Here is a 20,858-nt window from a genome sequence, read left to right as displayed (position 1 = left end):
TCGTAAAAAAAGAATAAATCCTAGCAATTCACACTCATTCTTCAAAACTCGTTGCTACAAATTCTTCCTTAGGAACTTGAGCAAAACTTGATTTTTCTTTATAAAAAACAAGCTCAACCGTGCCTGTAGGTCCATTTCTGTTTTTACCTACTATAAGTTCTGCTTTTTCTTCAAAAGGGTGTGGGATAAATTTCCTGACATATTCCTTGCCTTCAGCCTTTGCTTTATTTTCTCTTTCTTTTTCTTCTTGTTCTCTATACACTTCATCTCTATATACAAAAAGTATGGTATCTGCGTCTTGTTCTATGGCTCCACTTTCACGTAAATCACTAAGCATTGGGCGTTTATTTGCTCTACTTTCAAGGCTTCTGTTAAGCTGAGAAAGAGCGATGATAGGCATATCAAGCTCTCTTGCAAGAAGTTTTAAGCCTCTTGAAATTTCACTCACTTGTAAATGTCTATCTTTAAAGTCTGAATTACTCATCATCAAGCCTATATAATCCACCACGCAAAGCTTGATACTCTCATCGCTTGATTTTAACCTTCTTAAAACAGCTCTAATATCCGTGATACTTGCATATCCACTATCATAAATATAAAAGTTTTTCTTTGAATACTCATCACAAGCATCACTTACCCTGCTCCATTCATCATCATTTAAATCCGCAATCAAAAGCCTTTGAAGAGGAATGGAAGTTTTGGCTGAAAGTAATCTTTGCATGATCTGAGTAGCTGGCATTTCAAGAGAGAAAAATACCACACCTTGATCTTCTCTTAACGCCTTTTCGATGAAATTTAAACAAATCGTTGTTTTACCCATACCCGGTCTTGCTGCAACGATGATAAGATCACCATCTTTAAAGCCTTTTATCATTTTGTTTAAATCAGAAAAGCCTGTATCAAGCCCTAAAATTTCTCTGTGCTCACTTTGCTTTTGCTTTTTAAACTCTTCCAAAAGCTCGCTTAAAACCACTTGCATATCTTTTATATCAGCGCTATTAACGCGATTTGTAAGGTTAAAAATTTCTTTATTTAATTCATCAGTGATTTGTGATACGGCTTTGTTTGAGTTGATCTTTGAAGGTATGGTGTGAGCGAAATTTAAAAGCTGTCTTTTGATAGATTTTTCACGAAGCTCGTGAGCGTATTTAACAATATCAACTATAGCTGTAGTAGAAAGCACTTCATTAAATACATTCTCATCAATCTTGCCGTGTTTTTTTACAAAACTTGAGCTGATAGGATCGTTTGCACTCACGCATGCTACAAAGGCTTTGAATATATCTTGATGAGGCTTAAAGCTAAAATCACTTGGCTCAATATCCCCAGCAATACTCGCATAAGAATCCTCACTATACAAGCAAGAACTCAAAATCGCTCTTTCTAAATCCAAATCCACATTTTCGTCTATATTGTTTTTCATACACACCCTCTAAAAAGAGTAAATTTTAACAAAGAAAGCTTTAAAATCAGGATAAATTAATGAGTTTTTTAAGGTTTTTACGCTCAAAAAGGTGAAAACTCACCTTAAATAATACTCAATTTGCTCTTTTTTAAGTAAGCGAATAAGATTACACGAGCCCTCAACACCGGTTGGAAAACCAGCTGTAAGGATATAAGTTTTATCTTTGTCGATAAATCCTTGTTTGAGGCTTGTATTTACCGCATCTTTTATAAGATCTGTTAAATCTCTCTTATCTCCATCAACAAGAACTGCAGCATTCACGCCCCAAACTATACTTAAAAAATTCAAGGTTTTTTCGCTATGTGCTGCAGCGATAATACTTGCATTTGGGCGATACCTTGCCATTTTAATGGCACTTTTTCCACTACTTGTAAGAGCAATAAGTGCATTAACATTTAAATCCCTTGCAAGATGGACGCTTGAACGCATCATAATATCTGTTTCATCAAAGTCATCAAAAAGACTAAATTTGTTGTAAGGATAGTTTTTTTCTGTCTCTATAATCGTTTTTGCCATGATATCTACAGCATTTGCCGGATCTATACCCACTGCACTTTCTTCGCTAAGCATTACCGCATCAGTGCCATCTAAAACAGCATTTGCGACATCTGAAATTTCAGCTCTTGTAGCATTTTTGGTTTTTGCCAAAGAAAAGAGCATTTGAGTGGCTGTGATGACGGGCTTGCTGGCTTGATTTGCTTTAAAGATGATTTGTTTTTGTATATTTGGGACTTTAAAATACGGCACTTCTATACCAAGATCGCCTCTTGCTACCATTATGCCATCGCTTGTTTTGATGATTTCATCGATATTTTCTACAGCGTCAAATTTTTCTATCTTGGCAAATATAGCTATTTTAGCATTGTTTTGCGCTAAAATTTGCTTTACTTCATCTATATCATGGGCATTTTGAACAAAAGATATAGCTAAAAAATCCACATTATTTTCAATCCCCCAAAGCAAATCGTCCTTATCTTTAGTCGTAATTACATCGATATTAATACGAGTATTTGGGAAATTTATACCCTTGTTTGAGCTTAAAAAGCCATCATTTTCAATCACGCTTTCTACCTTATCATCGCTGATTTTCACAACTATAGCCCTAATGCTACCATCATAAAGATAGATATATTCGCCAATTTTAAGCATATCAAGAATTTCTGGGTGATTTATACCTAGTTTGTAATGATTTGGTGCTATTTTTTCGCCGATGATGTGCTCTTTATAAAAATCAAGCCTATCGCCACTTTTAAGCTCAAAAGGTTCTTTAAGCTCTAAGGTTCTTATCTTTGGTCCGCTAATATCTTGCAAAATTCCCACTCTTGCGCCAAGTTCTTTAGCAACTTCTCGAATGGTGCTAAGGTTGTTTTGGTGGTATTCGTGCGTGCCATGTGAGAAATTAAGACGAAAAACATTTACCCCGTTGATGATCATTTGCTTTAACACTTCCTTGCTCTGGCTAGCTGGTCCAACGGTTGCGACAATCTTTGTTTTTTTAATCATCATTTCTCCTTGATTTTCTCATATCATAGCGTATTTTGGAAACAAAAAGGCTACACTAGCTCGCTTTGAAATTTATCCTCATCAAACTTTGCGCCCAAATACGCACACACGCTTAAAGCATCTTTTTTAGCATTGCCTAAGCAACTTGTTGCGCCCGGACTTGGAGTCATGTTAAAGATAATGCCTTCTATATCATTGATACTTGCTTCGCCTAAAAGTAATTCACCTTTTGTTTTATCGATCACTTGAGGACGCACCCCACCAAAGCCATGAGCATAGTAAATATCCTCTGGTTTTAAGCTAGGTATGATTTTACCTATCTTTTTGGCAAATAATTGTTTATTAAGCATTGGAATTTCATATAAATAATTATAAAATATATAATTTCTTACAACCTTATCCTTAAGCATATCAAGGCTTACTTTTGCAACCATTTTGTCAAATTTTAAGGCTTCAAAAAATTCAGGCATTGACTTTAAGCCTCTATATCGTTCAAGTTTTGGGATCACAAGTGCAGTAGGTCCAAAGCGGGTATTCATATCAGCCATGATATCTGGATCGCCATGCAAAGCCGCAAAAGGAAGTTTTGGATTTTGCACTGTATAAACCTTGCCATTTAAAAGCTTTTGTTTGGTTAAATAAAAGCTCCCAGCTACAGGCCAACAAGACTTATCAAGCCCAACGCCCATTTTATGTGCAAGATATAAGGAGTGCGCTCCGGCATTTACTACTATAGCTTTTGCTCTGTATTCTTGATAATCTTTGGTAAAAATATAAAAATAGCCATCTTTTTTCTCAAGCTTAATCACTTCTTGATTAAAGGCTACAAAGGTATTTTTATCCTCCTGTGTGGCGTTTTTTACCAAGCTTTCACTCATCTTACCAAAATCAATAGTCGTATAAGACTTGCCAGCTTCAGCACCCATAGCGACTATATTTTCACTTCTATCTTTTATGCCATCTTTGCCAAGTACAACTTTTGGCTCAAGCTTTTTAAGCTGAGTTTTGTCAAAAAATTGTGCGTAAGGATACAAACTTTTAAATTCTTCATAACGATTTGTAAGATATTCGCACTCTTTATCGCCAACAGCAAGCACCATTTTTTGGTGTGAATATACAAAAAGATTGCCTTTTTCTTTTTCTTTAAGGGCATATTTTACCACCATATCAGCATTTGGCTTTACTTTAGCTGCTTTTTGGGCGCTATAATTTGTCTCTATATCTCCGCAATGAATGGTTTGAGAATTGCTCGTAGCCTTGCTATTAAGCGTTGCTGGGGCGTTGTATTTCTCAAGCAGTGCAATGTTTTTAATATCTGTATATCTTGCAAGCTCATAAAACAAAGCTGCACCTGAAATTCCAGCACCGATAACGATGACATCAAATTCTTTCATTTTTTTTCCTTATCATTTTTTTAATACAAAAGCTGCGGGTTTTCCTCAATAACCTTTTTCATTCCTCTAAATACAAGTAATTTATCATAAATCGCCTTTTCAAAAAAATTCGCCAAAAACTGCCCGTCTCCACCGGTAAAATAAAGCTTTTGCTGGTGCGTAGCATTTTCTATAAGCAAGCAAATTCCTTTAAATACCCCATAACTTAAAGCATCAATAGTTCGTTGCGGAAAGGCATCTAAGCGAAGTTGAGTGTTTAGCTCGCATTTTAAACGTGGAGAAATTTCAGCATAAGCTTTTCTATAGCTTGCAATACCGGGCAGGATAAAGCCTCCTAAGTGCATACGATTTGACATTATATCTACACTTATGGCACTACCTGCATCAACGACTACACCATCTTCTATAGTATAACAAGCAGCGATTCTATCAATGCCTAAGCCCTTATAAATAGTGTCAAATTTAAAATAAGGCTCAAGATTGACAAAATGAGATTTTTGTTTTATAAGCTCTTTAAGCCTATCATTAACGCTAATATAAAAAACCTTCTTTTCACTTTGAAAATTCACAAACTCATCAAGGCTAAGGCTGTGGTATTTATTATCATCTAAAAAGCTCGCACTTGAGTTGCCTATATCACACAAAAGCATAGTGTTTTATCTGCCTTTCATCAAGTAGCTTTTTTGCTTTTGAGCATAAAGGCGCTTTGATAAAAATAATACAATTTTGAATGTGTTGATAATGCTGGATAAGTTTTAATTTAAGTTCAAATAAAAACAAAGCGTCTTTGCAAACAAATCTTGCCTGAGCTGAGTTTGAAAAAACAAGGGTATCTTCATCTTTAAACTCGCTTGCTAAAGCACAGCGATATACTCTTTTTTTACTTAGCTGGCTTAAATCGATACTTTTTATATACTTAAGCCCCAAGTAATCACAAAATTCTTCTATCATAACAAATCTAAAATTTTATTAGAATAATAAAATCTACCTTCCTTCATAAAAGCTTTCTCATCAACCGCACCTTTAAGCCTATAAACTTTCACATTTTCAAGGTTTAAATCACTTTTTATCAAATAGCCGGTTTTTTCAAAAACATATAAGTGCTTATTATATATTTCACTCTCATTATAAATCGCGAATTTAAATTTTTTTTCAACAAGCTTTTGTAAAGTCAAATCTGTTTTGATAATGTTACCATTTTTCGCAAAGATAAAAATAAAATCGTCCGCAAAATCCACATTCTTAATATCTTCATCTAAAGAATAAGTATTTTCAGCACTTACCACAACGATCTTTTTTGCTGTGGCAGCGATCATTTTATCGTGAAAAATTTCAAAATAAATGATGTTATTAAAAAAATCCTCACTGCTTACAACTACGCTTCTGATGATCTTTTGCGTGCTTTTATCAACGATATTAAGTTTGCCATCTAAACTTGGATACACAATAATGCTTGATAAAAAATACGGTGCTACAACGCGTGAATCTTGTGCAAGTGCTGGGGTTAAAGCTTGACTCATTTTTATACCTAAACTTCGGTTGGCTAAAATAAGCGTATTATCAGCCAAAACAAGAGCCAAATCATCACCTTCTAAAGCCACACTTAAAACAGCAGCACTAAACTTATGCGCATAAAGCTCTTCGCCTGCTTCATCAATAATCTTTAAATTTCCGTTCGCATCTGCAATGACAAACTCGCCTGCTTCATATTTTAAAAGCTCATAACCTTTTTCAAGCTTGAAATTTTCAATGACGCCGTTTGCGTCAAGAACTTGATTGTTGCGTAATTTTGCATAATTTAAATTTTTATCTATAATGCTTGATCTTAGTTTTTCATCATAGCTTAATTTTGCCTCTATACTTTCTGGTTCAAAATACTGCCGCTTCGTTCCACAAGCCGTAAAGAACAAAACAAAACTTAAAGCTAAAAGAAAGCTTTTCATTGCTTTATGCCTTTATAGTGCTTAAAATTATTTGCCAATCCTCTTAGCTCAGAAGTCGTTGGAATTTGAGCAAGCAAAAGCTGAGCTTGTTCTATCTTGCCTTCTTCAAGCAGTTCAAAAGCTTGTAAAAGCTTGTTATAATTTCTTAAAAAAGTGCTATTATTTAAATCTGATTTTAAAATCGAGATTAACAAAGGATCAAGCTTTAGCTTTTCAAGCTCTGCAAATCTTGTTTCAAAATCACTCATATCTTTTTCATGGGCGAGTAAAAACAAAGCATACAAATTTGCGTTTTTTTCTTTAAGCAAGTCAAGATTTTGGGTATTGTTTGGATCTTGCATTAAATTTGCATAAATTTCATTATTTGCTTTTGTGTTTTTTTCATGAATCACCCCACTTGCATAATCATAAACAAAATAAACCACCAATGCAAGCACTAAAGCCAGGATATAATACTTGTATTTTTTAAAAAATCGTTCGCCTTTAATGAAGTTTTCGATCATCTGTTCTTCGGTGCTTAAACCCGTTTTGATCGCTTTTATATCATCTTTTAAAGCCATATTTTTCCTTTAAACTTAAAAATAAAACATAATTGTAGCATTAAAAAATTACAAATATCCTAAAATTTTGATAATTTTGTGCTATAATTATAAGGAAAATATTGATTTTAGGTTTGCTTATGAAAATAGATAATGAATTGCTCCATAAACTTGAAAAGCTCAGTGCCTTAGAAATAGCAACTGAAAAACAAAATGAAACCATAGAACAACTGAGCGAGATCGTAAGCTTTGTTGAAATTTTAAACGAACTTGAACTTGATTCTATACAAGGCACAACAAGCGTAATCGAAGCTGCAACGCCTTTTAGACAAGATGAAGTAAAGTCTTCACAGGTTATTGATGCAGTGTTTGCGCACGCTCCATCATGTCAAGATGGCTTTTTTATAGTGCCAAAAATTATAGAATAATAGAGGGATAAATGAGTCATATTTATTGGTTTGATGTATTTATCATTGCTTTTACCATTATCTTAGGACTTAAGGGTATTGTTAATGGACTTGTAAAAGAATTTTTTGGGCTTTTAGGCGTTGTGGGTGGCGTGCTTGTCGCATCAAGATACTCTCAAGAAGCAGCTGCTTTTATCGATAAAAGCTTTTATCAAATTCAAAATCAAGACTTAGCCGTTTTCATTGGCTTTTTAGCAGTTTTACTTATCTTTTGGATACTTTGTCTGATTATAGGAAGTGTGGTATCAAAGCTGATTAAACTCAGTGGTTTGGGAATTTTAGACCGAATAGGAGGGTTTCTTTTTGGAAGTGCGAAAGTTTTTTTGATTTTTGCAATCTTGCTTTTTTGTATCGGCAGGATAGATTTTCTAGATCAAAACTTACGCAAATTTACTCAAGGAAGCTATACTTTACCTTTGCTTGAACAAACCGGTGCTTTTATCATGAATGCACCTTCAGTAAAAGCAGGTATTGAAAGCGTAAGTCAAAGTTTTGACACCAATGATACAAAAACAAACTAATTAAGGAGAAAAACAATGTTTATCGAAAACATAGAGTATGATGCTTTGCTCGAGAAATTTAAAAAGATTTTGAAAGAAAGCGGACTTAAATACACAAGACAAAGAGAAGTTGTATTAAAAATTCTCTATCATAGTGATATGCACTACACACCTGAAGCTCTATATATGGAAGTAAAAGCCAAAGAACCGGATTTAAATATCGGTATAGCAACGGTTTATAGAACCTTAAATTTACTTGAAGAAGCCGAGATTGTTACTTCCATCTCTTTTGGTACAGCTGGAAAGAAATTTGAACTTGCTAACAAACCTCACCACGATCACCTTATCTGTAAAAATTGTGGCAAAATAGTCGAATTTGAAAATCCAACCGTAGAAAGACAACAAGCCCTCATTGCCAAAGAGCATAAATTTAAGCTTACTGGGCATTTAATGCAGCTTTATGGAATTTGTGAGGATTGCAACCAAAACAAAGTGAAATTTTAATGTTTGATAATGTTTTAGAACAACAAAGGATAGCTAAGGCTGAAGAGCTACGAAAAAATGGGATCAATCCTTATCCTCACTTTCTTAAAAAAGAGTTGAATATAAGCGAATTTAAAGAAAAATTTGCTTATGTTAAAGAAAGCCAAGAGGGCAGAGATGAGAGCCAAAAAGTCGTAATAAGCGGTCGTTTAAAGCTTTTAAGGATAGCTGGAAAGTCTGTTTTTGCTCACATAGAAGATGAGCTTGATCGCATTCAAATTTATTTTAATAAAGATGGCTTGGGTGAAGAGTATTATAATCTCATCAAAAAAAACCTTGAAGTAGGCGATATAATCCTTGTTAAAGGTTATCCTTTTGTGACTAAAACTGGCGAGTTTAGCTTGCATGTTGATACGCTAGAGCTTGCTGCTAAGGCTATCACGCCTTTACCTGAGAAATTTCATGGCTTAACTGATATAGAGCAAAGATACCGCAAAAGATACCTTGATATGATTATGAATGCTGAGGTGCGAAAAGACTTTATCTTGCGTTCAAAAATCATCTCTTTAATCCGCCATTTTTTTGAAAACAAAGGCTTTTTGGAGGTTGAAACCCCTATGATGCACCCTATTGCTGGTGGGGCAAATGCAAAGCCTTTTATCACTCATCATAATGCCTTAGGCGTAGAGCGTTTTTTAAGAATAGCCCCTGAACTTTATCTAAAAAGACTTGTTGTAGGGGGATTTGAGGCTGTTTTTGAGATCAATCGTTGTTTTAGAAATGAGGGCATGGATCTTACGCATAATCCTGAGTTTACTTCCATAGAGTTTTACTGGGCGTATCATAATTATGAGGATTTGATGAACTTAACTGAAGAACTTTTTGCTTTGCTTTTAAAAGAGCTAAATTTAAGCACTAAGCTTGAATATGATGAGCAAATTATCGATTTTTCAAAGCCTTTTGAGAGGATAAGCTATAAAGACGCCTTGAAAAAATATGGCAATTTAGATGAAACCCTCATTAATGATAAGGAAAAAATTCTAGCCAAACTTAAACAAGATGGCTTTGAAGCCAATGAAAAGCTTGATTTAGGCTATTTGCAAGCTGAGCTTTTTGATCATTATGTAGAAAGTAAGCTCATCAATCCAACTTTTATCACGCATTTTCCAATTTCCATAAGCCCACTTTCAAGAAGAAGTGATGAAGACACACAAATTGCTGAAAGGTTTGAGCTTTTCATCGCTGGTAAAGAATTTGCCAATGGCTTTAATGAGCTTAATGATCCTTTGGATCAATATGAGAGATTTTTAAAACAAATAGAAGCAAAAAAAGCAGGTGATGATGAAGCTTGCGAGATGGATGAGGATTTTGTGCAGGCTTTAGGCTATGCTATGCCGCCAACAGCAGGTGAGGGCATAGGCATAGATAGGCTTGTTATGCTTTTAAGCAACAAAAAATCAATACGCGATGTCATACTTTTCCCAGCTATGCGTCCTTTAAAAACAGAAATCAAGGAGTAAAAATGAGTTTAGAGCAATTTGACAAAGAAATTTTTGATCTTACCAACAAAGAACTTACTAGGCAATGCGATCATCTTGAGATGATAGCCAGTGAGAATTTTACCCTCCCTGAAGTTATGGAGGTTATGGGTAGCATACTTACTAACAAATACGCTGAGGGTTATCCTGGCAAGCGTTATTATGGTGGTTGTGAATTTGTTGATGAGATAGAAAACATAGCTATAGAGCGTTGCAAAAAGCTTTTTAATTGTCAGTATGCAAATGTGCAGCCAAATTCAGGCTCACAAGCAAATCAAGGCGTGTATATGGCACTGCTTCAACCTGGCGACAAGATTTTAGGTATGGATTTAAGCCACGGCGGACACCTTACACATGGGGCTAAGGTAAGCTCATCTGGCAAGGTTTATGAGAGCTTTTTTTACGGCGTTGAACTTGATGGGCGTATAAATTATGAAAAAGTAAGACAAATCGCTCACATAGTAAAGCCTAAGATGATAGTATGTGGTGCAAGTGCGTATGCAAGGGTGATTGACTTTGCTAAATTTAGAGAGATTGCTGATGAGGTTGGGGCGTATTTATTTGCTGATATAGCCCATATTGCTGGGCTTGTTGTAGGTGGGGTTCATCCAAGTCCTTTTCCTCACGCTCATGTAGTAAGCTCAACTACGCACAAAACCTTAAGAGGTCCAAGAGGCGGTATTATCATGACAAATGATGAAGAGCTTGCTAAAAAGATAAACTCAGCCATTTTCCCAGGCATTCAAGGCGGTCCTTTAATGCATGTTATCGCTGCAAAAGCAGTAGGCTTTAAGTTTAATCTTAGTCCTGAGTGGAAAGTATATGCCGAGCAAATCATTAAAAATGCAAAAAAATTAGCCCAAGTACTCATGGCAAGAAAATACAAAATCGTAAGTGATGGCACAGATAATCACCTTGTATTAATGAGCTTTTTAGATCGTGAGTTTAGCGGAAAAGATGCTGATATAGCACTTGGAAACGCTGGTATTACAGCAAATAAAAATACAGTTCCAGGTGAAAAAAGAAGTCCATTTATCACATCTGGCTTAAGACTTGGCACTCCAGCACTTACAGCAAGGGGCTTTAAAGAACAAGAAATTGAGCTTGTAGGAGAAAAAATTGCTGATGTTTTAGATGACATTAACAACACCGCCTTACAAGCTAAGGTAAAACAAGAGCTTAAAGAACTAGCTCATCAATTTATCATCTATACAAAGGCTATGTTTTGATTGCTATGAGTGATTTATCGCTGATTAAGATGATTAGCGATCATTATTTTATAAAACGGGATAAGATAATCAATAAATTTGAATATCGGGGTAGATATTTTTTCAATAAATTTGAAAGAATTAATGCTCCTTTAACTTCAAATTTAATCAAAGAACATATGGAAGGCAAGATTATCATTGCTCACGATCTCATCACGAGAGATAATCATGTCGAAAATATAGTCTTTGATTACAATGGTTTTAATGCTGAAAAATTCTGGCATAGAGCCCAACTCATCTTAAGAGAGCAAGGCTTTATTAATTTTACAGCTTACAAAACAAAAACGCCTGGGCATTTGCATCTTTATGTGCATAAAGGGCATACAACCTTTACAGAAGGTTGCCAGCTTGCTTCAAAGCTTTCTTCGCTTTTTGCAAGCAAAATGCCAACTGAATGGAGGGCATTTCCAAATTTAAATATGCCAAAAGAATACAATATCATGATCTTACCTTATGAAGTATATCGCAAAGAACGCGGTTCTTCATGGTCTAGACATATGTAAAAGGAGCAAAAATATGGAGAATAAAAATAGTTTTGATGATCTCATCTTGGATAAAAACAACAAAAGCGAAAAGATTAAAAAAATCCTGCTTCGTGTTATCGCCCTTGTTATCTTGTTTTTGATTGTAATGATAGTGATGAAGCTCATTAACAGCGATGAAAGCACGAACCAAGCGCAAAATTCTCAAAGTATCTTTCCGAGCGAACCAAGCAACGAACAAAGTCCAAATACTTTTGATCAAATTCCAATCAGCTCTTCAACCATAGAAGATGATCAATTTCAAGCTTTAAGAGATAGAATGCAAGGACTTGAACAAAACGAAAGTGCTGGTAATGAAGCCAATCAAAGCTTTGCAATGCCACCTTTAGAAGAACCTAGGGTAGAAATTCCAACTACCCTGCCACAAGAACCAGCCCAAACGACAGCAAAGCCCTCTGCCGAAGAGAAAAAACCAACACCACCAAGCAAAACCCAATCAAGCCCTACAACTACAACAAAGCCAAAAACTGAGCCAAAACCAGCAGCTACTGATCCTAAAGACTTATTTGATGATGTAAAAACCACAGCAAATGATGACAAACTTAGTGCTGGGACTTATATACAAATTTTTTCAGTGTCTAAGTTTGATCCAAAGTCAAAAGAACTTGCCCTCATCAAGCAAAATGGCTATGAATATAAGCTTTATAAAACAAAAGTCAATAATAACGATGTAACAAGAGTGCTTATAGGACCTTTCTCAAAAGATGAACTTAGCGCCGAACTTAGCAAGATCAGGGAAAAGATCAAAAAAGACGCCTTTACTTTCCAAGTAAAATGAAACGTCTTTTAGCTGTTATTGGCGATCCTATCGTGCATTCAAAGTCCCCTAGAATGCACAACAACGCCATTAAAGCTTTAAAGCTTGATGGCTTGTATCTTCGCTATCATTTGCGTGATAAAAATGAACTAAAAAATACACTTTTTGCTTTAGGGCTTTATGGAGCAAATATCACCTTACCCTTTAAAGAAGAAGCTTTAAAAATCGCTGATTTTAAGGATGAACTTGCTTTAAAAATAGGTTCAGCCAATACTCTACTTATCAAAGAAAAGCAAATTTATGCTTATAATACCGATGGCTTAGGCTTTTTAAAGGCTATAGAAAATTTCACAACCATAAAAAAAGCCTTGATTTTAGGAGCTGGTGGCACAGCTAAGGCTTTAGCCTTTATGCTTGATCAAAAAGGCGTTGAAGTGTGCGTTGCAAATCGCTCAAAAGAAAAATTACTTCATTTTCAAAACTATGAAAACTATACTTATGACAAACTCAAAGTGCAAGAATACGATCTTATCATCAATACTACTTCAGCTGGACTTAAAGATGAGAACTTACCTTGCGAAGTAAATTTACTTAACGAACTCTGCAAAAAAGCTCGATATGCTTTTGAGGTGATTTATGGCAAGCAAACACCCTTTTTACAGCTTTGCAAATACAACAAACTTGAATGCAAAGACGGACTTGATATGCTTTTATGGCAAGGTATTTTTGCTTTTAAACTCTTTTTTGATTTAAAAGACGAGACTAAAGATGCAAGCATAATCAAAGCCATGAAAGAAGCTCTTTTACTATAATCAAAACTTATAAATTTAGTTTTTTAGCTAAAAATTTACTTTTAAAAAGCTCTTAGGTAAGAAAAATTTTTAGATATGTTAAAAATGCGAAAATATGCATAAGGCACAAAAATATAAAACTAAAAGGTAAATAAATTACATTTCTCTTGTGTTTATTTTTCACACGCTTGAAAATAAATTATCAAAATTAAACTAAAATTAATAAATCTTATCTTATCATTAGCTTAATCAAATAAAAACCAAAAGGGGTCAAAATGACTTTTAAAGAACTAGAAGCTCGTTTGAAAGAGCTTGAAAGTCTGCCTTCTATGAAAGGAAATTCTTCTATACCCAAAGCTTTAGAAGAAGCTGGATTTTCAAGAAGAGATTTTATGAAATGGGCTGGAGCAATGACAGCATTTTTAGCTTTGCCTGCAAGCTTTACGCCTATGGTCGCAAGGGCTGCAGAGCTTACTGATCGCGTGCCTGTTATATGGCTGCATATGGCTGAATGCACAGGTTGTAGCGAAAGCTTACTAAGAAGCGATACACCAACTATTGATAGCCTTATTTTTGACTATATCTCTTTAGAATACCATGAAACCGTTATGGCAGCTTCTGGTTGGCAAGCTGAAGAGAATTTAGAATCAGCCATTGAAAAATACAAAGGGAATTATTTTTTAATGGTTGAGGGCGGAATTCCAGTTGGAGAAACTGAAAACTATCTTACTATAGGAGCTCACGCTAAAACAGGCAGACAAATCGCTACTGAAGCCTGTAATAACGCCAAAGCTATCCTTGCTATAGGCACTTGCTCAAGCTTTGGTGGCATTCAAGCAGCCCACCCAAATCCAAGCAATGCTAAACCTTTACACAAAATCACAAACAAAGAAGTGATTAATGTCCCGGGCTGTCCGCCAAGTGAAAAAAACATTGTTGGCAATGTGCTTCAGTTTTTACTCTTTGGCAAACCAGCTCTTGATGTGTATAATCGTCCAAAATGGGCTTATGGCTTAAGAATTCACGATCTTTGCGAAAGAAGGGGGCATTTTGATGCGGGTGAATTTGTCGAGCATTTTGGTGATGAGGGAGCAAAGAATGGATATTGTTTATATAAAGTAGGTTGTAAAGGACCTTATACTTTTAATAATTGCTCAAGAGAAAGATTTAACCAGCATACCTCTTGGCCTATCCAAGCAGGACATGGTTGTATAGGCTGTTCTGAGCCAAATTTCTGGGATACTATGCAACCTTTTGAAAAACCTTTAGCAAGCCACCAATTTAACAGCGTATTTGGTGGTTTGGGTTCTGATGCTATGGCTGATAAAATCGGCATTGGCGTGCTTTGTCTTACAGGCGTAGCTATAGCTGCTCACGCTGCAATTGCAACTATGAAAAAAGGAAATGAGGAATAAAATATGAGTCAAAAAATTATCGTAGATCCTATCACAAGAATAGAAGGACACCTTAGAGTTGAAGTTGTCGTTGATGAAAATAATGTCGTTAAAGAAGCCTACTCAGGCTCAACTTTGTGGCGTGGTATAGAAGTTATCGTTAAAGGACGCGATCCAAGAGATGCTGGCTTTTTAACACAAAGAATTTGTGGGGTTTGCACTTTTTCTCATTATAAAGCAGGCATTGTAGCAGTTGAAAACGCTCTTGGTATCACCCCTCCTCTTAATGCGCTTTTAACGAGGACATTGATGAATTCAGCCCTCTTTTTACACGATCACATAGTGCATTTTTATCAATTACACGCGCTTGATTGGGTAGATATAGTTTCAGCCTTAAGTGCTGATGTGAAAAAAGCAAGTGATTTGGCTTTTACTTTCACTCCAAATCCTTATGCAACTGGAGCTGATAAACTCCTAGAAGTGCAAAAAAGAGTAAAAACCTTTGTGGATAAGGGCAATCTTGGACCTTTTGCAAATGCGTATTATGGACACCCAACTTATCGCTTAAGTCCAGAAGAAAACCTTATCGCACTCTCTCATTATCTTGAGTGCTTAAGAGTGCAAAGGATTATCGCTCAATGTATGGCTATTTTTGGGGCTAAAAATCCACACCCTCAAAGCTTAACAGTTGGTGGTGTAACTTGTATTATGGATCTTTTAAGTCCAGCTAGAATGGGCGAGTATTTAGAAAAATTCAAAGAAGTGGCTGACTTTGTAAATCGTGCGTATTATCCGGATTTAATCATGGCTGGTAAAAAATACGCCACAGAAGCAAGCGTGGTTAATGATGTGGGCGTGCCAAATTTATTTACTTTCAAAGAATTTCAACTTGGGGCAAATGAATGGCTCTTTGAGAGCGGTATCATCAAAAATGGCGATTTAAGCAAGGTTTATGAGGTAGAAGAAGATAAGATCACTGAAGAAGCAACGCATTCTTGGTATAAAAATGATGCTCCACTTCATCCTTATGATGGCGAAACTGAGCCAAATTATACCGGACTTGTTGATGGTGAGAGCATAGATCATCACGGCAAAGTTGTGAAAACAAAGAATTTTAACACAGCAGGTAAATACAGCTGGATCAAAGCACCAAGATATGATGGTGAGGCTATGCAAGTAGGACCTTTGGCAAATATAGCTGTAAATTATGTCAAAGGTAATAAATATGTCGTACCAGTTGTTGATGAGTTCTTAAAGGTAACAGGGCTTCCTATAACAGCCGTTTTAAGCACACTTGGAAGAACTGCAACTCGTTGTATAGAAGCAAAAGTTATCGCTGATAATGCTCTTACAGCATTTAACAACTTGGTTGAAAATTTAAAAACAGATCAAAGTACTTGCGCGCCTTATGTTATCGATCCAAACAAAGAGTATAAAGGACGATATATGGGGCATGTGCCAAGAGGAACTTTATCTCATTGGTGCAGGATTAAAAACGGCGTGATTGAAAACTGGCAAGCTGTAGTGCCAAGCACTTGGAATGCCTCCCCAAAAGATAGCAAAGGCAAAGGCGGAAGCTATGAAGAATGCCTCATAGGACTTAAAATAGCTGATGTTAAACAACCGCTTGAAATCATACGCAAAATTCACTCTTATGATCCTTGTATAGCGTGTGCTGTGCATGTTATGGATACTAAAGGCAACAATTTAAGCGAATACAAAGTCAGCGTAAATGTCTAAGGAGCTTCACATGAAAGAAAAAATTGCACTCAATAGCCTAAGAGCTGATCTTGACGGACAGCCTCGTCGCACTGAGTATGAATTTAGCATAGGACTTCGTGCTACGCATTGGCTTAGAGCTATTAGCATAGTGATTTTAGTAGGCACAGGCTTTTACCTTTCTTATGTGTTTCAAAGCCCTATAAGCAATGCAGAGCCAACAAATTTTATGCAGGCAAAATACCGCTTTGTGCATGAAGTTGCTGGCTTTATCTTGCTTGCTTGTATACTTTTTAAGGTATATTTGTTCTTCTTTGATAGGATCAGTCACAAAGAACGCGTCAGTCTTAAAGATACGCTTAGCCCAAAAGTATGGATAGAGCAGCTTAAATTCTATCTTTTTATAGGCAAACATCCACATTTAAAAGGTTGTTATAATCCTTTGCAGTTTGCAACTTATACTTTTTTTTATGCAGTTATGTTTGGTATCATTATCACAGGGCTTATTTTGTATGTGCATGTATATCATGACGGACTTGGCGGCTTTTTGTATGGCATACTTCGCCCTATAGAAGCTATGCTTGGTGGATTAGCTGAAGTTCGTACTTACCATAGGCTTTTAATGTGGGTTATTATTGTTTTTGTGCCTATACACATTTATATGGCTGTGTTTAACTCGCTTAAAGGTAAAGATGGTAGTTTAGATGCTATATTTAGTGGCTACAAATACATAAGAGACGATCAAAGATTTTAATGCGTTATCTTGTACTTGGTATAGGCAATATCATGTTTGCCGATGAGGGCGTGGGGGTGCATTTTGCAAAGCTTATGCAAAAAAACTACGCCTTTCATCACCCAAATGCAAGCCTTGAATTTATGGATGGAGGCACCTTAGCCTTTCAGCTTAGCTACATACTTGCAAGCTATGATAGGCTTATCATTATAGATTGCTTAGAAGCTGATGATGCAAATATAGGCGATGTGTTTTTCTTTCCTTATTCAGCCATGCCAAAAAAAATCTCTTGGAGTGGAAGCGCTCATGAGATAGAAATGCTTCAAACTCTGCAGTTTATGGAGCTAAACGGGGATTTGCCCCAAACTCAAATTCTAGCTGTGATACCAAAACGCATAGAACCTATGAGCTTTGAGCTTTCAAGCGAGCTTTTAAAAGCCATACCTCTCATGCAAAAAACTTTACTTGAATACCTTAGCAAAGAAGGCTTTAGTTACGAAAAAATAAATGATTTTTCTATACAAGAACTTGCTGAAATTTCATATAAAAACCCCTAAACCACACCCGCTTATTTTTAATATAAGCTTAAATTTAATACTTTTTTAAAAAATGAAATTAAGAGAAAAATAATTTATTATGTAAAAATTTAAACCAAGAAAATTAGATTTTACTAAATTTTGTGGATTGGTTGTTAAGCTTGAGGCAACTAAAGATTAGATTATAATGCCCTTTCATTTCTCACAATGGAAAAAATTCTTGCTTTTTTATGATTTATTTCATATCAAAAACTTACGCCAGAATTAAGCTCCCACATTGGCAAGAAAATTCCCAAAGCCAAAAATAGCACCAAAACTGCTACAAAAAGCGTCATTAAAGGCTCTAAAAGAAGTAAAAAAGTATCCATGATATGATTTTGTTTGAGCTCATAATACTCAGCGATTTTTGCACTCATTTCGTGAAGTTTGGAGCTTTTCATCGCTACAGCTAACATAGATAAAACTATAGGCTCAAACAAAGCTAGCCTCTTAAATGCCTCATCAAGCCTTAAGCCTTGCTCGCAAAGCTCGTCTAGCTTTTGAAACTTTTCTTGCAAGAAAAGATTACTTAGGCTCATTCTTGCAAGTTTTAAAGAGTGCTGTAGTGGCAACGCACTTTGCAAAAGCAAAGCAAAAATCATAAAAAAATGAGTGTTTTGATTATAAAAGATGAGTTTTGAGAAAAAAGGAATTTTTAGCAAGAGAGTATGATTAAAATACGCAAAATCGTGATTTTTCTTATACAAATACACAAAAAATATCAAAAACACGCAACAAAACACAAGCAAAGGCACGAAAAAGTCTTGCAAAAAATTATATATAGCCAGCATAAAACGCGTGATAAAAGGCAGTTCAAGCTCAAAATCATCAAAGATAAGTTTAAATTCAGGCACTACAAAAAGCATTAAAGCACAAAATACCACGATCAAAGATACAAAGACAAACAAAGGATACGCCAAAGCTTTTTTAAGACGTTTTGTGTTGTTTAAGCTTTTTTCTCTTAGTTCGCAAAGTCTTAAAAATACACTAGATAAATCGCCTGTATTCTCCCCCATCTTAATCAAAGCAAGCTCAGCCCTATCAAAAGCAAAACCAGAATTTTCAAAAGCTATATTTAAGCTTTGTCCGCTTTGAAGAGCTTGGAGAATTCGTGTTAAAAAAAGCTTGATTTTAGTGTCTTTATGATGAGCTTTTAACTCTTTAAAAGCCAAAGATACACTCACTCCAGCACCCAAAAGCAAGGAAAGCTCCTTAAAAAGTAAGGCTAAAATTTGTGGCTTTAAGCTAAGATCAAAATACCTAAATTCTTCTATATGAAGGACATTAAAACCCTTAGCCCTAAGCTCATCTTGTGCTTTTAGCTTGTTTTGAGCTTTGATGATAAGGCTTTTTGTTTTATTTTTAGACTTGATAAGAACACTAAATTTTTTCATCTTAGCACCCTTAAAAGCTCTTGCAAACTCGTAACTCCAAGCCTTACCTTAGCCAAACCTAGCTCAAACATAGTTTTAAAACCTTGTTTTCTTGCATACGCTAAAAGCTCGTTTTTACTCTTGTTTTCTCGTATCATTTCAGCTAAATTTGTATCAATAAATAAAAACTCAGCCACCACTTCCCTACCTACAAAACCGCTTTGCCTGCAGTATTCACAACCTCTTGCTTCAAAAAACTCTTCTTTTACGCCTTCAAATTCAATGCTAACTTTTTCTTTACAATGCTTACAAAGCTTTCGCACAAGCCTTTGAGCGATGATGAGCGTAAGAGCTGAAGCAAGCAAATAAGGCTTTGCTTTCATATCAAGCATTCTGCTGATGGCTGAGACAGCATCATTTGTATGCAAGGTTGAAAATACCAAATGCCCTGTAAGAGCTGATTTAACAGCTATATCAAGACTTTGCTCATCTCTCATCTCACCTATCATAATCACATCTGGATCTTGCCTTAAAATTGCCCTTAAAGCATTGTTAAAATCAAGTCCAGCTTTAGGATTAAGTAAAATTTGCTGCACCAAGCTTAAGCGGTATTCTACCGGATCTTCAACACTAATAATCTTTTTATTTTCATTTTGAATTTCACTCATCGCTGCATACAAAGTCGTGCTTTTTCCGCTTCCTGTTGGTCCTGTAACAAGAATCATACCAAAAGGCAGTTGAATGCTTTGGCGAAAAAGTTGCAAACTCTTAGCTTCAAACTCCAAATTTTCAAGGCTTAAAAACTTCTGCTTTCGTTCTAAAATTCGAAGCACTAAACTTTCAGCATAAAGCAAAGGTAAAGATGAAAGCCTAAAATCGTATTCTAAACCCTCAAATTCCATCACAAAACTTCCATCTTGGGCTTTTCTTGTCTCAGCTATATTTAAGTGAGCCAAAAGCTTGATATATAAAATCAAAGCATGATAAATTTCAAGCTCTACTCGCAAAAAAACGCCCAAAAGTCCATCTATCCTAAATCGTATCAAAGCTTCTTCACTGCTTGGCTCAAAGTGTATATCACTTGCCCTAAGCTTTATAGCTTGCAAACAAATAAGTTCAAAAAGCTTTGCTACTGCACTTTTATCCTTTTTATCGCTATGTGTAAGCTCTATTTTAAGCTCAGCGATCAAATCATTAATCTCACATTCAAGGCTATATTTTTCAATGAAATTTTCTATCTTTGAAGGATTTGCAAGAAAAATTTTGATGAATTTATGTTTAAAAGAAGCTTGAAGCTTGTCTAAAAGTTCATTTGAAGGTATTTTTGCAAAAGCAAGATAAATGAAATTTTCATCTTCTTGAAAAACAAGACATTGACACTCTTTCATCTGCTTAAGACTTAATTTAGACAAAAAATAAGGATCATACTCTTTTAAAGCTTGAAATTCAAACCCTTTAAACACAGCAAAATCACGAAAAAAATGCTCTTTATTGATATTTAAATCAAGATAAATTGTATCAAGTGTAAGCTTATCTTGCTCATATAACTCACATAAAATAGGCAAGATTTTCGCATACTCAAGTTTTTGAAGCGAGTTTTTATCTTGAATATTTATGCCTAAAGCTTGAAATTTGTTTTTTAACTCATCACAATTTTGCACCCTACCCTCCTTTCTTTAATCATAACAAAAGCCAACTTTAAGAAAGGCGAATTTATAAAGATTTTTTAAGAATGTGTTAATTTATGGCTTATGAATTCGGGTATAATTTCAAAAAATAAGGAAAAATTGATGCAAAAAAATACCACTCTCTTTGCTTTTGGCTTAGCTGCAGCTGTTTTGATCTGCGTTGTGCCGTTTTTTCATACTCATTTT

At 35.4% G+C, this 20,858-nt stretch carries 21 protein-coding genes; 12 read left to right on the top strand and 9 right to left on the bottom strand.

Annotated elements, in window-relative coordinates; all coding sequences use genetic code 11:
• Positions 1-34 precede the first annotated feature (34 nt).
• From DMB95_RS02495 to DMB95_RS02465, 7 genes are all read right to left on the bottom strand, one after another.
• Positions 35-1,423 (bottom strand): replicative DNA helicase, encoded by a 1,389-nt coding sequence (locus DMB95_RS02495; RefSeq protein WP_142930779.1) that lies wholly within the window; start codon positions 1,421-1,423, stop codon positions 35-37.
• A gap of 99 nt (positions 1,424-1,522) precedes the next feature.
• Entirely contained in the window at positions 1,523-2,968 is a 1,446-nt protein-coding gene (gene pyk / locus DMB95_RS02490) for a pyruvate kinase (RefSeq protein ID WP_142930778.1), read from the bottom strand.
• Positions 2,969-3,018: 50 nt separating this feature from the next.
• Complete coding sequence (locus DMB95_RS02485; protein ID WP_142930777.1) at positions 3,019-4,362, bottom strand: FAD-dependent oxidoreductase; 1,344 nt, start codon at positions 4,360-4,362, stop codon at positions 3,019-3,021.
• 20 nt (positions 4,363-4,382) lie between these two features.
• Positions 4,383-5,012, bottom strand: coding sequence for a type III pantothenate kinase (locus DMB95_RS02480; RefSeq protein WP_142930776.1), 630 nt, complete (start codon positions 5,010-5,012; stop codon positions 4,383-4,385).
• Positions 4,999-5,313 carry a hypothetical protein gene (locus DMB95_RS02475; RefSeq protein WP_170999453.1) on the bottom strand — a complete coding sequence of 105 codons (315 nt, stop codon included), beginning with the start codon at positions 5,311-5,313 and terminating at the stop codon, positions 4,999-5,001. Before DMB95_RS02475 ends, DMB95_RS02480 begins: the two co-directional genes overlap by 14 nt.
• The gene (locus DMB95_RS02470) at positions 5,310-6,305 is read right to left on the bottom strand and encodes a hypothetical protein (protein ID WP_142930775.1); all 996 of its coding nucleotides are present in this window, start codon (positions 6,303-6,305) and stop codon (positions 5,310-5,312) included. Before DMB95_RS02470 ends, DMB95_RS02475 begins: the two co-directional genes overlap by 4 nt.
• The gene (locus tag DMB95_RS02465) at positions 6,302-6,865 is read right to left on the bottom strand and encodes a hypothetical protein (protein ID WP_142930774.1); all 564 of its coding nucleotides are present in this window, start codon (positions 6,863-6,865) and stop codon (positions 6,302-6,304) included. Before DMB95_RS02465 ends, DMB95_RS02470 begins: the two co-directional genes overlap by 4 nt.
• Positions 6,866-6,984: 119 nt before the next feature.
• Here DMB95_RS02465 and gatC point away from each other — a divergent pair, with 119 nt between their 5' ends.
• The 12 genes from gatC to DMB95_RS02405 all read left to right on the top strand — a co-directional run bounded on the left by gatC (position 6,985) and on the right by DMB95_RS02405 (position 17,593).
• A complete protein-coding gene (gatC, locus tag DMB95_RS02460; RefSeq protein WP_137632146.1) occupies positions 6,985-7,272 on the top strand; it encodes an Asp-tRNA(Asn)/Glu-tRNA(Gln) amidotransferase subunit GatC in 288 nt (95 codons plus the stop codon).
• Between the two features lie 11 nt (positions 7,273-7,283).
• Entirely contained in the window at positions 7,284-7,832 is a 549-nt protein-coding gene (locus tag DMB95_RS02455; protein WP_137632145.1) for a CvpA family protein, read from the top strand.
• Positions 7,833-7,847: 15 nt separating this feature from the next.
• Positions 7,848-8,315, top strand: a complete 468-nt coding sequence (locus tag DMB95_RS02450; RefSeq protein WP_137632144.1) for a Fur family transcriptional regulator — start codon at positions 7,848-7,850, stop codon at positions 8,313-8,315.
• The gene (gene lysS, locus DMB95_RS02445; RefSeq protein ID WP_142930773.1) at positions 8,315-9,814 is read left to right on the top strand and encodes a lysine--tRNA ligase; all 1,500 of its coding nucleotides are present in this window, start codon (positions 8,315-8,317) and stop codon (positions 9,812-9,814) included. The genes DMB95_RS02450 and lysS overlap by 1 nt, the downstream gene beginning before the upstream one ends.
• 2 nt (positions 9,815-9,816) lie before the next feature.
• Entirely contained in the window at positions 9,817-11,061 is a 1,245-nt protein-coding gene (locus DMB95_RS02440; protein WP_142930772.1) for a serine hydroxymethyltransferase, read from the top strand.
• On the top strand, positions 11,058-11,603 hold the full coding sequence (locus tag DMB95_RS02435) for a DUF1882 domain-containing protein (RefSeq protein ID WP_142930771.1): 546 nt from the start codon (positions 11,058-11,060) through the stop codon (positions 11,601-11,603). The genes DMB95_RS02440 and DMB95_RS02435 overlap by 4 nt, the downstream gene beginning before the upstream one ends.
• A 13-nt stretch (positions 11,604-11,616) precedes the next feature.
• Complete coding sequence (locus DMB95_RS02430; protein ID WP_142930770.1) at positions 11,617-12,420, top strand: SPOR domain-containing protein; 804 nt, start codon at positions 11,617-11,619, stop codon at positions 12,418-12,420.
• Entirely contained in the window at positions 12,417-13,211 is a 795-nt protein-coding gene (locus tag DMB95_RS02425) for a shikimate dehydrogenase (protein ID WP_142930769.1), read from the top strand. Before DMB95_RS02430 ends, DMB95_RS02425 begins: the two co-directional genes overlap by 4 nt.
• A gap of 254 nt (positions 13,212-13,465) precedes the next feature.
• Positions 13,466-14,605, top strand: coding sequence for a hydrogenase small subunit (locus tag DMB95_RS02420; RefSeq protein ID WP_137632139.1), 1,140 nt, complete (start codon positions 13,466-13,468; stop codon positions 14,603-14,605).
• Between the two features lie 3 nt (positions 14,606-14,608).
• Positions 14,609-16,324: a nickel-dependent hydrogenase large subunit gene (locus DMB95_RS02415; protein WP_142930768.1), complete on the top strand. Its 1,716-nt coding sequence runs from the start codon at positions 14,609-14,611 to the stop codon at positions 16,322-16,324.
• Between the two features lie 10 nt (positions 16,325-16,334).
• The gene (gene cybH, locus DMB95_RS02410; RefSeq protein ID WP_238386846.1) at positions 16,335-17,057 is read left to right on the top strand and encodes a Ni/Fe-hydrogenase, b-type cytochrome subunit; all 723 of its coding nucleotides are present in this window, start codon (positions 16,335-16,337) and stop codon (positions 17,055-17,057) included.
• Complete coding sequence (locus DMB95_RS02405; protein WP_137632136.1) at positions 17,057-17,593, top strand: HyaD/HybD family hydrogenase maturation endopeptidase; 537 nt, start codon at positions 17,057-17,059, stop codon at positions 17,591-17,593. Before cybH ends, DMB95_RS02405 begins: the two co-directional genes overlap by 1 nt.
• Before the next feature lie 224 nt (positions 17,594-17,817).
• Here DMB95_RS02405 and DMB95_RS02400 read toward each other — a convergent pair whose 3' ends face one another.
• Positions 17,818-19,005 (bottom strand): type II secretion system F family protein, encoded by a 1,188-nt coding sequence (locus DMB95_RS02400; protein WP_142930767.1) that lies wholly within the window; start codon positions 19,003-19,005, stop codon positions 17,818-17,820.
• Positions 19,002-20,645, bottom strand: coding sequence for a GspE/PulE family protein (locus DMB95_RS02395; protein WP_142930766.1), 1,644 nt, complete (start codon positions 20,643-20,645; stop codon positions 19,002-19,004). The genes DMB95_RS02400 and DMB95_RS02395 overlap by 4 nt, the downstream gene beginning before the upstream one ends.
• Positions 20,646-20,858: the final 213 nt, after the last annotated feature.

Origin of the sequence: Campylobacter sp. MIT 12-8780, assembly GCF_006864535.1 — a bacterium.
Classification (GTDB): domain Bacteria; phylum Campylobacterota; class Campylobacteria; order Campylobacterales; family Campylobacteraceae; genus Campylobacter_D.
The sequence above is the reverse complement of the archived record's forward strand: the minus strand, read 5'-3'. Positions and strand labels throughout refer to the sequence as shown.